Here is a 15,054-nt window from a genome sequence, read left to right on the forward strand (position 1 = left end):
CGTATCACCTACACTCTAATTAGCCCAGCTGCAAATCTATAGCTATTATACATCACACAACAATAAAATTATAAAAATAGATTTTACATTATCCAGCCAGACGGGCTATTACCTCCAACAAATTACCCTGATCGAAATCAGATTTAATAATATAGGCATCTGCTCCGGCTTCAACTCCACGCTCACGGTCTTCAGGTGGTCCCAAAGACGTTACCAGAATAATAGGGAGGCTTGAGCAGCTATCCATTTGTCTGACCTTTGAAGTCAAGGTGAAACCGTCCATATGCGGCATCTCAACATCAGAGACAAGAACATCAGGAATGGATTCCTCAATCTTCTGCAAAGCATCAAGACCGTTCATAGCAGTAACAACATGATATCCGGCAGCTTCAAGAACATTCTTAAGCAGCATGCGTGAAGTAATGGAGTCCTCAGCCACAAGTACGTTTTTGATAACCTGCCCTTCCTGTTTATGTATCACAGAACGAACACGGCCACGAGTATGAATTGTCAAAGCACTGCGAACCATATCCGGGGTATGCAGGATAGGGGCAAGTTCTCCTGAGCCGAGCATGGAAAATCCTGAGACATTGCGGACCCTTTTCAACAGCGGTCCCATTCCCTTGGCCATAACTTCCTGCTCGCCATGCAGATCATCAACGCTGATCGCCACAGCTTTGCTGCCTTTACCCACAACCAGAACCGCAATAGCATCAGCTTTTGTCTCCCCCTGTTCCAGTTCCAAAATATCTGCCAGAGCCACCAGCGGAATGGGTCTGCCGAAGACAAATACCGTCTCCTTGCCACCGGCAGTAATAATATCATTCTGACGTACAAGCATAACTTTGCGTATACCGGATTTGGGAACCACGGCCAGCCTGCTCCCGGACTCCACAACAATCCCCCGGAATGAAGTCAGCGCTACCGGGATATTCATCACAATCCTGATCCCTTTGCCCTCCGGGCTGGCAAGAATAATGCTCCCGCCGAAGGATTCGATTTTATCACGGACAATAGCCATTCCCAAACCACGACCGGAAATGTCGGTGATAATTTCACTGGTAGACATACCGGAAATATAAATCAGCTCCAACGCAGCACGGCGATCCATTTTTTCCGCTTCTTCAGCCGAAATAAGCCCCCGGCTGACCGCAACAGCTTTAAGCCGTTCCTGATCTATTCCCCGGCCATTATCACTATAAACTATTTTGACCACATCCCGGTCAGTCTTGGTGATAGAAAAATTTATTATGCCTACCGGAGACTTACTCCGTCTGAGACGCTCTTCTTTAGACTCTATTCCATGATCAATTGAGTTTCTGATCATGTGCATAAGCGGGTCATGAAGCATTTCAAGAATACGGCGGTCAATACGTACATTTTCTCCGCTGGTTTCTAGCCGGCACTCCTTGCCTTGCTCCATACTCAAATTGCGGACCATGCGTGGAAATACTTCCAGCAAAGAAGAAAAAGGCAGCAGCATGGAATCCTTGAAATCATTAAGCAAGGCATCAACTTTGGAAGTAAGATCCCATTCTGCTTTACGGGCGGATAAATTCAATGCCTCGATCTTTTTGGAAAAACCTTCCAAAGCCTCGGTCATCTGAGCCTGCTGCTTAACGTCTTCCTCAGACAAACCGGACACACGCCCTTCGCTATTGCTATGAAAAAGCTTTAAGAAATTCCTGAAAGAATGATCCAGTTCAGATAGTTCCCTAGCCCTGTTCTTCTGGGAATTGCGGGACGAAATCAATTCTTCAGTCTGTAAAAGCAATCCCGTAAGCGAAGAAGAACTGACCCTTACAGTGTCATCCATGCCAGCTGAAACATGGGCATTATCATTTTTACGGGGCTCAAGTCCCTGCTCCTGATGCAACTCTATTTCATCATTGCTCGCTGCCGGTGAAACCGGTTTGGGAGGAGTCATATTTTCCTTCCCGGCAACAACACTTTCTTCAGGGGAAAATTCACTCTTTGGGACTGTGTCAGATACATACACAGAAGGGCCGTCACCCTCAATCTGCGCAGGGGATTCTGCCAGTTCCTTCATTCTTGAAATAGCAAGCAGCATCTGTGGAGAAGCAGATGCATCTGCGGAATCATCCTCCGCCCGCAGCAGGTCTTCCAAAATATCCAGCCAGCCAAGCATCAATGCGCAAGTTTTAGAAGAAGGAGTCAGTCCCTGTTTTTTGAGCACAGAAAAAAAAGATTCAAATGTCTGACAGAAATCTTCCACCGAGATTAAGCCGACAGCCCTTGCCGCTCCCTTGAGACTATGCAGTTCACGGTAAGAAGACTCCACAACCAATGCCAGATCTTCCTTGGCGCATCCTTTCTCCAAACGCATAAAATCAGTAGAAAGCACGCGCATCCGGTCAGAGCTTTCCCCTCTGAACGCATTAAGCAGCCTTTGCTTTAGATCTCCGCCGATTTTGGACATACCCACCCCCCAGAACTATCCTTAAAAAAACAGCTAACTGATGCTGCCCACAAAATCATTCACGATCAATGCTTCATCCTGCAAAAGAGCTGCCCCATCCAAGACAGTCCTTCTATCCTCTGTAACACCCAGACAGTATTCAGAAATCCGGTCATCCCCCGAGGGGAGGGATTTTAGTTCTGTATTAGGAATACGGCTGACTCCAACAATTTCATCAACGGCAAGACAAAACTCTGCGTCATCACCGGAAAGCAGAACTACACCGGGATTTTCCGCTTCCAGACCGTCCCGCATTCCTAAAAATTTGCATAGGTCAACGACAGCCCAGAGATGACCACGCACACTGATGACCCCGAGATGAAAATCAGGAGTACAGGGAACAGCTACAATATCTTCCGGGATCAGGACCTCTTTTACTATAGAAGTCTCCAAACCGAACACCTCCGGTCCCAAGCGAAAAAAAACATAGTCCCGGTCATTTTCACTCTTCCCTTCTACGGAATCTAGATCAGAAACCTGCAAAGCCAGCTTTTCCGCCCTTTTGCGCAAAAGCTCCTTATCATTTTCATTTCTAATATAATCCAGTGTGTTTCCTTCCATATTTCCACCTCTGAAAAAAATATCTAGCCAATGTTATCCCGGACCAAGAGAACCATCTCCTGCAGCCTTCCGGCTGTAGTGCTATCGGAAAAAGGGACCAGTTCGTCCAGATCCTTTTTTTCCAGTTCCTGCAAGGCAATCCTGAAATGTCTAAGGGCTGCGTTCTTATCACTGTTTTCAAAATATATGTTACCGAGAAGCACATGTGCCATGATAAAACCGCTATCCAGAAACACCGCATTACGCATTTCGGAAACGGCTCGCTCCCGATCCCCCTGCTGCAAGCAAATCTGCCCCAGTAAAAAATGAGCGCGAGGATCAACCCGGTCCAATTCAACCGCCCTTTCGCACCACATGCAGGCCTCATTAGTGAACCCGGAGTCAACTTTTAACCCGGCAATCCCCAGAAGAGCTGACAAGCAGATTTTACGGTCATAATCATGATCAATAATCTTTTTGTAAACATCTAGTGCCCCGGACAAATCACCCTGTACCCGCAGCATCCGCGCCTGCTCCAAAAGGTCTTCCCCGCATTCAACCGGGACACACTCCTGTGTATTATCCATCGACATCGGGTCAGGCTCTTCAAAAACAAAATATTCCTCTGTTGAAAACGTATTATCGTCACGCGAATCAGCACCCGTTAAATCTCCGGAGAACGGTTGTTGGGAATCGAAGCTATCCTGAACCGGATCAGCAATAGTTTCCAGAGTATAAGGCACGTACTGTTCATTTTTCCTGAATAGAAGGACACCTGCGACATTGACCGGCTCAAACCTGCCATGTGTAGTCAGCAATGCGGATTCACTGGGTGTAGCAATAAGCCAGCCTCTGGAGCTGATACAATCCCAGAGCTTATCCAGTACTCCATGCACCCCTTTTCTGGAAAAATACATCAGCACATTACGGCATAGTACGACGTCCATATCCGCCAAAGATGCCGGAACAGCAGTATCCATGAGATTCAACCGCGAAAGATTGACCATATTTTTAATTGTGGAATCAATAAAATATGAATTCGCCCCGACCTTCCTGAAAAAGACATCACGGAATCCGGTATCTTCCGACCGAAATGACCATTTGCGATAACAACCCTCACGAGCCTTAATCAAGGCCCGGCTATCTATGTCGGTTCCGAAGATCTCTACCTTTATCCCGGAACGACGGCAGATCATGGCCAGAGTATAAGGTTCTTCCCCGGTGGCGCAGGCTGTGGACCACATTCTTACGGCTCCGTTTTTGCCGCTGCCCTTCCCGTTCAAATTGCGCAGAATTTCATATTCGAGAACCTTCAACGCCTTGGTGTCGCGGAAAAAAAATGTCTCGCCAATGGTCAGGCTGTTAATAAACTGCTCAATATCATGACTGCGGGCTTCCGGTGAAATTATATACTCAAGGCTTTCTGCTGCAGTACTGAAAAACTTATTATCCTTATGAAAACGGACAACGGCGCTACGCAGATCGTTCCACCTTTCCATGGAAAAATCCAGCCCGTAGCTCCGCCGGACCATGTCTGCCAGCTTGCTGATCCTGTCATCTGTCAGGATATTATTCATTTAAAGGAGACTCCTCTGACATTGCAGCCAGAGCGTTAAGCAGACTACGTTCCTGTTCGGGATCCAGCAATGCCCCCATGTCCTGCACCAGCACCACATCAACTCCCACCCCGGCAAATGACTTAAGAAAAGAGACACCGGGCCAAATCTCCCTCGCTTCACGGAGGGTGTCGGGAGCAATCTCGAATACATCGCTAATACTGTCCGCGAGCAAAGCAATTCGCCTGCCATTCGCTGAGCTGAAAACCAGACGGTCACTGGGAATGACCTCGCGCTCCTCAAGCCCGAGCCTGCCGCGCAACCCCAGTACGGGAACAACTTCACCTCCGTCATTGACGACCCCAAGCACAGGGTCCGGAGCTTCCGGAACCGGGGTCAGCATGACTGCCCGTTCAACCCGGTCCACTAAGACAGAGGGCAGGCCAAACTTTACGTCATCAACCTCAAAGACAATGTAATCATTGCTATTCATAAAATATTACTTCCCGGACCTTGCGGATTTTCTCATCAGCGCATTATATTTTTTCATCACCTTAACGGCATAGGCCCTTGCCCTTCCCGGCAGATTCTTCGGTGAACCGGTATGGTAAGCACCGATTGCCCGCCAATTATAGCCGTACCGGTCAAGACAGTAGCGCAGTATCCAAGCTCCCAGACGTAGATTTTCTTCCGGCTCCAGTGCCTCGGCAGGGCTAAGTTCAAATTTCCTGATCCAGTAAGAATTCACCTGCATCAATCCAATATCATAGCTCTTGCCCCTGTTTTTTTCTATTATTGCAAGAGCTTCCTCGCGGGAATCAGGGTACACGCTTTTCCCTTGAATATTCAAGGCCCAAGGATTGTACCCGCTTTCATGATCCGCAATGGCATTCAGGATCTCAGGGTGCAGTGAAAACTCCTCAGCAACCTGTGCAAAAAGAGGTCGCACCGGAATCCGCTCGCGCTCAGCGACTCTCATGCGTTGCTGAACTTCATGTCGCTCTGCAGGAGAAAATTCACGTCCCATCTCAGCCGGAATCATCGCACGAAACAGGATGGCCCCGCAAAGGATTACATAAAGTGCGATTATAAATCTGGACATGGAAGTTCTTTTTCCTAAATTCTGGACCTAACCTGCTTGGCCTCTTCGAATTTTTCCTGAACCTCAAGAGCCTTGGCAAGCGTTTCCCAAAACTGCTGTTTGCCGGGCTTGAGCGCAGCACTCTGGCGGGCAAGGACTTCTGCGACCTGAGGATCTTCACCGCGTTCAAGATAGATGCGGGCCAGCATGTTCATTGCTGAAGCATCGTTATGGTTGGCATTCAAGGCCTGATGCAGATACTCACGGGCCTTGTCCATATCACCGCGCACATAAGATATGCGGGCCAGATGGCGCATAGTCAGAGCATCTCCGCCCTTAAGCTTGGCAGCCTTGAGATAGTACTGCTCTGCTTCATCAAGTCCCTTATCCTGTTCGGAAAGCACACCGATCCGCACGAGGGAAAAGACATTTTCCGGCTCCAGCTCAAGACACTTTTCGTAGGCTTCGCGGGCTTTACCCATACTGCCCAGCATCTGGCAGGTCCAACCGAGGTTGTACAGGGCCATAATGTTCTTGGGAGTGATATCTAGAACTTCCTCGAACTGCTTGCGGGCCTGCTCGGGTTTGCCGACCTGAGCGTAGCAGATCCCGAGTGAGTTACGGGCAAGGATATTATCGGAGTCAGCCAGCAGAGCGAGGCGAAACTCCTCGATTGCGCCATAAATATCCCCATCCACGTAGAGGCGGTCGGCAGAAATATTCAGCGAAACCGAATCAAACTGGGCGACCATGGGCTTTTCAAGCATAAGAGAATGGTCAAGTCCCTTGCGGCAGTTCTCAAGAATTTCACTACGCCGGTAATTAAGGAACGGAAATGAGGCCACACCGGCGGCAAGTTCGATTTCAAAATCCTCCGAACATTCACGCACCAGACGTAAAACATCTTCCATGACCCCGTCGGATTCGCCATGCGGGAAAAAGTAAATCAGGCTGTTCAGACTGTACCGCCCGCCCATGCAGGTTTTTTCGAAAAAAGTCTCTGCTCTTGAGGCCACTTTCTGGACCTGTGCGTCAGTCAATTTCTGGAAATTGCCGCCCTGCTCTGCCGGGTTTGTTGCCAGCCGCAGAACAGCCACGGAAAATTTATCCAGATTCTGGCGCATGCGGCCGTAACGTCCGATAAATTCTTTATAGCTATACAACCCGGTAACCATATCACGCTGCGGGGAGACATTGGCTTCCGGTCCGGCCTGCGCATCAAAGAAGCTGTCCTTCTCATTAAGCAGGGTCAAACGGTCGCCCTCGGTAACCGGCCATGCCGGATCACTCAAATGCAAAATTTCCGCAAATGCGATTTCTTCCTGCACTTCTATAATGACCACCTCGGCCTTGTACATGGTCGGATATGTCCCGGAAATACGTTCATCCTCGGTGAGTCGGGCCTGTGTTCTGGACTGGTAATCAGGAGACCAGACCAGAAAACGAGCACCCTCACGAGCATCAACACTCTGTCCGATGGACAAAGCCAGACGCTGCAGGGGCAGAACCTCAAGAACCTTAGCACCCTTCTGGAGAATATCGGAATAGGCAAAAACGCAATTACGCCCGAAATCCTTGGCTGTTGCAACAGCCTTAGCCGCTTTACGCATGAGAATACGGGCCTGTTCATCAGCTGAACGTTTGAAGTGCGGGCCGGAAAGGGACTGCGGATAGTTGGCATATCCTGCACTGACACTGACCTTGATCACATCCCCGGTGACCGGATCCTTAACGGAGAAACCCTCCACCAAAGCACGCAACTCTTCCGCCAACTTGGCGCATGCTTTCGGCCTTCCGTCCGGGATCAAAAATGCGAACTTGTCATCAAAAATACGGGCGCAGATTACAGATTCGACCACCACTTCATTTATCCGTGCGGCAAGATCGGAAATGATTGAATCCCCCAGACCGTAGCCATAGCGGTCATTGATGCGCTGGAAATAATCCATATCAAGAACAACCACCCCAACTGAGCCACTAAAGGTGGGGATACCGGGATCCTTACACCCTCCCGTGGTGGGCATCATGCAATTTTGAATAAGGTCCAATTCTCTATTAAGCTTGGCCATAAAATAATCGCGGGTAGCCATCCCGGTCAGCTGATCGGTAATGGAGCTTTTATAAAGTAAAATTTTCTCCAGCGAACAGGAAGCCAATGCTTCGAGATAAGGCGGCAAAGATTCTGGTGCATCCAGTTCCACACCTCTGGCAATAAAGTAACAAAGATCACGCCCACGCAAGCGCAAAGGGAGCATCAGCTGTCCTTCTTCCTCACTGTAGCGTGCTTCAAGCTTGGACCTGAATTTACCTTTGGGGGGCTTTGGAAAATAGAGGCTGTATGATTCAAATGGCAGGAATTCCTGAATGAGGTCCTTAAGAGTGTGCTCGTAGAGGATCAAATCCTGCGGTGAAAGACATATTCCGGCGGTGAAGAGATTATCCTTATTCATAGGCAGGGACATAACCCGCATGATGACTCAAGACAAGCGAGGAGTTACGGGCAAGCATCACAATTCGCCAAAAAAGGCATCCAAATCCTCAAAGACATTGTTTTACAATTTTAGCAAATACAATTTGTATTCTTCTACCTAAATGAAATTACGTGTCTAATCTCAAAGCATTATAAATATTTTTTTCTCAACTCTAAAAACAGATGTAAATCAAACCCAAAACTGCGTCTTGCAACAACAATTTACGACAATAAAGATCTCTCACAGCATTATTGCCAAGACAAATCCAGACATATTGCACATTTTTTGCAATTGACTACACAAGAATTCAAAATTGTAGTTTAATTTTAAACTTTATTGTTATTTAGCGAGAGAAAAAATGAATCCCGAGTTAATAGAGAAACATGAGAAGTCCCTCCTGCAGGCCATGCCGGACACCTCCAACTATCTGAAAAGACTTACCAGGCTGGACCGTCAGTGGACCATGGCGACCATGACAGGTAAAATTAACTGTAGCCGCATAGCCCAGACCCTCATTGATTTCATTATCAAGACTCAGGATAATTTCTCCGGTTTGAAGCAGACCCTGATCGAAATTCTCATCAAAGAGAACACCCATAAAGTCGTACAGGAAGTTTCCTCTGTTGCGCAGGTTGTTATCGACATACTTAAAAGAAACCTCTTTGAACGAACTGCCGATGTCGGATTCCTCGCCACGGACGACGATCTGGTACGTTTTCTGGAAAACTACGAACGGACAGCGCACGAAGTATCTGAAATTGAAGAAAGACTGCGGGAATATCGGGCAAAGTACACCGTATACAATGAAATAATCGTACTGGACACTGAAGGCAGGGTCTGCGCCCATCTTGACCAGAACAACAAGATCAACGTTTCAAGAGACCCTTTAATCGAAGAGACTTTCTCAGCTGAAGATTATGTGGAAACATACCGTGAAAGCGATCTGGCTCCCGGTGCGGGAAAAGTACTGATCTATTCGCAGGCCATCAAGTCCCCAGAAACAGGAGAGATACTTGGCATTCTCTGCCTTATTTTCGACTTTGCCGGGGAAATGGAAGGGATCTTCAACAACCTTGCGGAATTCTCCAATGATACCATTCTTATGGTTATGGATGAGAAAGGATATGCCATTGCCTCCAGTGACAGCAACAATGCCCCTGCAGGCAGAATTTATTCAATGGCACTGGATGAAGACTTTCAGCTGGTAAACATCGACGGAACAACCTACCTTTCCAAAACAGTTAGAACTAAAGGATATCAGGGGTTTTTAGGGCTAACATGGTACGGACACGTCTTAAAGAAGCTGGAGACAGCATTCGACAGCAGCAGTGACAGTTCACTTGATGCCAACACCATCCGGGACAAAGCTCACTTTTCGGCACGACTTACCCATGTGGAAGAATCATCCGAGAATGTCCTTTCCGACCTTGAACTGGTGGTTCAGAACGGCGAAATCATGGCCGCCAAAAAATGTATCGAACCTAACCAGGTTGAACAGATGGAAGGACGTGCCCTGCCGCATATACTTAATGAGATCAAAAAGATTGGTGATCAGGTCCAGAATGTTTTTCAGCGTTCCACCAACGGTCTGCTGAAACTTGTAACTGCTTCCCGACTGCACGAAACCCAGTTTCTGGCCCGGCTGGCCATCGACATCATGGACCGCAACCTCTACGAGCGGGCCAACGACTGCCGCTGGTGGGCACTGACTTCTGATTTCAAAAGCATCCTCGCCAAAGGAGAAATAGAAAACGCAGACCGAGAAAAGATGCGTAAAATTCTGGGCTACATCAACAGTCTTTATACGGTTTACACCAACCTGTTCATCTATGACCGGTCCGGCAAAATCATCGCCTGCTCCAGTACTGGAGAATACTCCAAGGAAGGCCGCACCCTGAATGCCGGATACGTCAACGAAGCACTGCGCATCACTGATTCACAGCTCTATTGCGTGTCCGACTTCTTCAAGACCGACCTCTACGCCACAGAAGGTCGCGATCGCTACACATACATATATAATACATCCATCACCGAACACGAAGATTCATCACACGTGCTGGGCGGTATCGGAATCGTCTTTGATTCCGAACCGGAATTCGAAGCCATGCTCAGCGACGTGCTCCCCCGCGACGCACAGGGCGAGATTCTGGAAGGCGCCGAAGGGATGTTTCTAGAACCGCAGGGCAAATTAATCTCCAGCACAAACCCGGAACATAAAGCAGGAGACGTAATCAAACTTGATCCCGATTTCAAAAACCTGAACGAGGGTGAATCCACAGTAAAACTTCTTGAAGACGAGGGGGTGCTCTATGCTGTCGGCTGCGCCCACTCTGCCGGATACCGTGAATACAAACGTGACGGAAGCTACAAAAATGATGTGCTTTGTGTTGTGCGGGTGCGGGTTTAATTGCTATAGACAGAGATTACTGATCAGCGTAAACGGATTTCCCGGTCTTCCATCAATTAATAGCAGCCGGATTCCACGCTTCGGCTGGCAAAACCGATTATCAGGGTTTGAAAAATGGAAACAATCAGCAATCCGCAGGAACTTCAGAATCTTTGTCTCATGCTTCGCAGTGAGGGTAAAAAAATCGGTCTGGTGCCGACCATGGGATATTTCCATGAAGGGCATTTGAGCCTTATGGATGCAGCCCGTAAACAGTGTGACGTGCTTATTGTCAGCCTCTTTGTAAACCCGACGCAGTTCGGGGAAAATGAGGACCTCGACGCCTATCCCCACGATCTGGAGCGCGATTCCAGACTCGCAGAAGAACACGGCGTAGACATTCTTTTTACCCCGGTTCGTGATGACATGTACTTCGACGACCACAGCACGTGGGTGGAAGTTCCCGACCTTGCAACAAACCTGTGCGGAAAATCACGGCCCGTTCATTTCCGGGGAGTGGCTACCGTAGTCACCAAGCTTTTCATGACCGCCCTGCCTCATGTTGCTATTTTCGGACAGAAGGACTGGCAGCAACTGGCTGTTATTAAAAGGATGGTCCGCGACCTGAATATTCCTGTCGATGTACAAGCGCATGAAATTGTGCGTGAAAAATCAGGTCTGGCACTCAGCTCCCGCAATGTCTACCTGACCGAGACAGAAAAGGCCTCAGCCCCCAATATCCAGAAAGGGTTGCAGAAAATGCGCGCCCAAGTTGCCTCCGGAGAATCCGACACAGCAAGACTGAAACAGGATCTAGCTGACTTCTACGCTGAAACCATTCCCGGCAGCAGTATTGATTATATCGAAATTGTACACCCGGAAAATATCAATATCCTCAAGAATGTGGGAGATTCTGCACTTTGTGCGGTAGCTGTGCAGGTTGGCAAGGCAAGATTGATAGACAATCTGCTCATAAAAGTGTAAGGTGACTTCATTCTTATATGCAAATTTATTTATATAGTGATCTCGAACTATATATTTCGGGGGGTTACCGAAAAACGGTTTCGGACTACATTTACCCCGCTAATTAATTCCAGGAGGAACTTTTAAATGATCAGCAGCAAAGGCAAGTACTTTTTTACCTCTGAATCAGTAACCGAAGGTCACCCAGATAAAGTGGCTGACCAGATTTCCGACGCAATTCTCGACTGCCTTCTCGAGCAGGACCCTAACTCCCGCGTCGCTTGTGAAACTCTGGTAACAACCGGTATGGCATTCATCGCCGGTGAGATCTCCACTGCCGGATACGCCGACTTCCCCGCTATCGTTCGTGATACCATCCGTGAAATCGGCTACGTTCACTCCGACATGGGCTTCGACGCTGACACTTGTGCTGTTATTTCTTCTATCGATAAACAGTCCGTTGACATCGCACAGGGTGTTGACCGTAACAGCCCTGAAAGCCAGGGTGCTGGTGACCAGGGTATGATGTTCGGCTTCGCATGCAAAGAAACCGACACTCTCATGCCTGCTCCTATTTACTGGTCCCACAAGCTTTCCCGCAAACTGACCGAAGTCCGCAAAAACGCAACTCTCGATTACCTCCGTCCTGACGGAAAAACTGAAGTTGCTTTCGAATACCTCGATGGCAAGCCCATCCGCATCGCAGACGTTGTTATCGCTGCACAGCACGATGACGGCATCGAGCAGGAACAGATTTACGAAGACATCAAGCGCGAAGTTGTTCTGGCGACTCTGCCTGAACATATGGTTGACGATGCAACCAAAATCTACATCAACACCACCGGCCGTTTCGTAATCGGCGGACCTATGGGTGACTGCGGCCTGACCGGTCGTAAGATCATCAACGACACATACGGCGGTATGGGTAACCACGGTGGTGGTGCCTTCTCCGGTAAGGACCCGTCCAAAGTGGACCGTTCCGGCGCATACATGGCCCGTTACATCGCTAAGAACATCGTAGCTGCCGGCCTTGCCGAGCGCGCAGAAGTTCAGGTTGCGTACGCAATCGGTGTTGCAGAGCCTGTTTCCATTCTGGCAACCTCCCACGGTACCGGCGAAGTATCCGATGAAACCCTGACCAAAGCTGTCAAGGAAGTATTCGACCTGCGCCCCTACTACATCTCCGAGCGTCTTGACCTCCGTCGCCCCATCTACAAGCCTTCCGCTTGTTACGGTCACTTCGGTCGCAACAACCCCGACTTCACTTGGGAAAAAACCGACGCTGTAGACGATCTCAGAACTGCTTGCAAAATCTAAGCAGATCTGAATCAAGTACACTCAGCCCCGGAAACCAGAAGGTTTCCGGGGCTTTCTTATTAGTTGATGCGCTTTGCGCTTTTTAGTCATTAAATTTTATCTCCGGCGACTTAAGCCCTTTTGCAAAAGGGTTTAAGAATCCCAAAACCTTTTATCATCTTTCACCGCATGATTCTAGAAAATATACTTTTGCAGGTGGACTTTTAGACTTGAGACATTACGTTTTAGCGGGTAAAGAAACTGTTCACCAACCCAGAACGCAAGTCAGGAGATATACAATATGAGTGCTTTTAAAATCGTTGAAGCAAAGGCGCAGCCGGAATTCAATATTTTCTATTTTGCCGAACTGCACGGCTCCAACCGCATCGAGCATTCCCTCATGGAAAGCCTCGAAAAACATTGGAACAAGTGGGAACCTCACCTTAAGGCTTACACTCTGAAACAGCCCGAAGACGCCAAAGGCACCGACTTCCTGCTGCTCTACCTCGAAAAAGAAGTAGAAGATTCAGTTGAAGAAGTATGGCAGGAAACACCCACCGAAGGCCTTGCTCACCACAACCTTGCCATCACTCTGGTCATGTCCGCTGCACAGTCCCTGATTCCTGAACTGGAAGAAGGTAAATGTGCTCCGCTACCCAAGCCCGGCGAAGAAGTGCTCAAAGCATTCGAATCCCTCGGCCTGACATGGAACGCAGAAGGTACTGTAAACCGCCAGTACGCAGTATTCACCCCATTCCCGTACTCCGGCGGCTGTGAAGTCTGTTACCTCGAAGACACCTGTCCCAAGAGTCAGACCCGCTAGAACTAATTTTTCGCGATATAAAATCAAAAAGCCTGTCAGAGTTTAAACTCTGACAGGCTTTTTGATTTGTATGGACTTAAGCTTTACGGCTGCCCTTAACGGTACTGGTCATAGATTCTCTCAATTGTACCGTCTGCCAACAGCTTCTTAATCGCCTTGTTGAATTTGGGCAGTGCGTCCTTCTTGCTGGGATGAACCCGGATCATCATATCCACGGTATTGCAGGGATCACTCACAACCAGCTCCCCCTTAGCGTCGTGTATCTTAAGCATATACAATGCAAAATCTTTATTCATAACCGCCTGATGCAAACGGTCAGCAAGCACCATCTCAATCAACTTGGCTTCATTGTGCAGTTCATACTTTTTGATGCGCCCGTCAGCGAAATAGGGCCCGTAGACAGGATAAGTATAGCCCATAACGGCTCCCACTATTTGCCCAAGCAGAGCTTCGGGAGACCCCGTGGAGAGCGAATGCTTTGCGTTGTACACAACGACCTGTTCAGAGACAGCAAACGGGAGACTGTAACATCCTAGGACTGCGGCATTTTTCCTCCACTCGGGATTAGCCATGGGTTCAATATCAATGGCCCCTGAATCAAATTTATAAAGCGCGCGTTTATACGGAACCCGAACATACTCGAAAGTATCCCCGGTTTCACGGGCAATAGCGGAAAAGATATCCTGAACAATACCTTTCTGGAGATGGTCTTCTGAAAAATAGTAAGGCGGGAAAGATTCGGCATAGCGCATAACCCGATAGGTATCGGCTTCACTATCCAAAACAAAAACAGGAAGGAAAACAAAAATGAAAACAGCAAACAAAACCTGTATAAATTTCATCTTTTGCTCCGAATCCAAGAGTAAGCCATGCTTTAACTAAACAATGCTTCGATACGACCTCTTAAATAGAGATTTATTTTATCTATTATTATATTTCAAAAAATTATCAATCCCCACGACAACACGCAGGACTAATCAACAAAAGCGACACTTTTCAGCAGTGTACGCTCGCCGAAAAAATTCTCCAGCCTTTCTCGCTCGGACTCAAGGATACGAATTTCAGAAAGGCCCACTTCTTCTTTAACCCCGGCATATATTTTCAAAGCCTGATCAATAAAGCCGGATTCCACAAAGCAGACATTCATAGCGTATGAACGTTCATTCCACTTCATTCGAATTTTGATAATGGGATTTCTGCTCTCCTGCTCAGTAACCAGATTACCTGTGCGCACAAGTGTTTCGCGTACATTCTTGGGCAGCATGACAGCAAACCGACTTAAATTCTCAGAAAATGCAGGTTCAAACGCCACGTAGTAATAGGGGTCCACCTTAAGCGCGATGGATTTGCCCGGAATGTTCAGGATAAACGGATTTTCAACAAAAGCCTTGCCCAGCCCTTCTTGCAGGCGGTCAATTCGGACTTTATAATCTTGTAAGGACATTGGTATAATCCCCCT

At 48.1% G+C, this 15,054-nt stretch carries 12 protein-coding genes; 4 read left to right on the plus strand and 8 right to left on the minus strand.

What is annotated here, in order from left to right:
* Nucleotides 1-88 precede the first annotated feature (88 nt).
* From ACNI29_RS01100 to ACNI29_RS01125, 6 genes are read right to left on the minus strand one after another with little or no spacing between them, the layout of a single operon-like run.
* On the minus strand, nt 89-2,440 hold the full coding sequence (locus tag ACNI29_RS01100; RefSeq protein ID WP_419780356.1) for a hybrid sensor histidine kinase/response regulator: 2,352 nt from the start codon (nt 2,438-2,440) through the stop codon (nt 89-91).
* A 33-nt stretch (nt 2,441-2,473) separates the two neighbouring features.
* A complete protein-coding gene (locus ACNI29_RS01105) occupies nt 2,474-3,040 on the minus strand; it encodes a chemotaxis protein CheW (RefSeq protein WP_419780357.1) in 567 nt (188 codons plus the stop codon).
* 23 nt (nt 3,041-3,063) lie between these two features.
* Nucleotides 3,064-4,596: a CheR family methyltransferase gene (locus ACNI29_RS01110; RefSeq protein ID WP_419780358.1), complete on the minus strand. Its 1,533-nt coding sequence runs from the start codon at nt 4,594-4,596 to the stop codon at nt 3,064-3,066.
* A complete protein-coding gene (locus ACNI29_RS01115) occupies nt 4,589-5,068 on the minus strand; it encodes a chemotaxis protein CheW (RefSeq protein WP_419780359.1) in 480 nt (159 codons plus the stop codon). The genes ACNI29_RS01110 and ACNI29_RS01115 overlap by 8 nt, the downstream gene beginning before the upstream one ends.
* Nucleotides 5,069-5,074: 6 nt before the next feature.
* Complete coding sequence (locus ACNI29_RS01120; RefSeq protein ID WP_419780360.1) at nt 5,075-5,677, minus strand: lytic transglycosylase domain-containing protein; 603 nt, start codon at nt 5,675-5,677, stop codon at nt 5,075-5,077.
* Between the two features lie 14 nt (nt 5,678-5,691).
* Nucleotides 5,692-8,106, minus strand: a complete 2,415-nt coding sequence (locus ACNI29_RS01125; RefSeq protein WP_419780361.1) for a tetratricopeptide repeat-containing diguanylate cyclase — start codon at nt 8,104-8,106, stop codon at nt 5,692-5,694.
* Between the two features lie 379 nt (nt 8,107-8,485).
* Between ACNI29_RS01125 and ACNI29_RS01130 the strand changes: the two genes are divergently transcribed.
* From ACNI29_RS01130 to ACNI29_RS01145, 4 genes are all read left to right on the plus strand, one after another.
* The gene (locus ACNI29_RS01130) at nt 8,486-10,534 is read left to right on the plus strand and encodes a cache domain-containing protein (protein WP_419780362.1); all 2,049 of its coding nucleotides are present in this window, start codon (nt 8,486-8,488) and stop codon (nt 10,532-10,534) included.
* Between the two features lie 114 nt (nt 10,535-10,648).
* Nucleotides 10,649-11,497 (plus strand): pantoate--beta-alanine ligase, encoded by an 849-nt coding sequence (gene panC / locus ACNI29_RS01135; protein WP_419780363.1) that lies wholly within the window; start codon nt 10,649-10,651, stop codon nt 11,495-11,497.
* Between the two features lie 126 nt (nt 11,498-11,623).
* Complete coding sequence (gene metK, locus ACNI29_RS01140) at nt 11,624-12,793, plus strand: methionine adenosyltransferase (RefSeq protein WP_419780364.1); 1,170 nt, start codon at nt 11,624-11,626, stop codon at nt 12,791-12,793.
* Between the two features lie 280 nt (nt 12,794-13,073).
* Nucleotides 13,074-13,595 (plus strand): hypothetical protein, encoded by a 522-nt coding sequence (locus ACNI29_RS01145; protein ID WP_419780365.1) that lies wholly within the window; start codon nt 13,074-13,076, stop codon nt 13,593-13,595.
* Between the two features lie 95 nt (nt 13,596-13,690).
* On the opposite strand, the gene ACNI29_RS01150 is transcribed toward ACNI29_RS01145, so the two are convergent.
* The gene (locus ACNI29_RS01150) at nt 13,691-14,437 is read right to left on the minus strand and encodes a substrate-binding periplasmic protein (RefSeq protein WP_419780366.1); all 747 of its coding nucleotides are present in this window, start codon (nt 14,435-14,437) and stop codon (nt 13,691-13,693) included.
* Nucleotides 14,438-14,568: 131 nt separating this feature from the next.
* Nucleotides 14,569-15,039, minus strand: a complete 471-nt coding sequence (locus tag ACNI29_RS01155; protein WP_419780367.1) for a hypothetical protein — start codon at nt 15,037-15,039, stop codon at nt 14,569-14,571.
* Nucleotides 15,040-15,054 lie beyond the last annotated feature (15 nt).

The sequence above is a fragment of the Maridesulfovibrio spiralis (SeqCode) genome, from assembly GCF_048571135.1.
GTDB lineage: Bacteria > Desulfobacterota > Desulfovibrionia > Desulfovibrionales > Desulfovibrionaceae > Maridesulfovibrio > Maridesulfovibrio spiralis.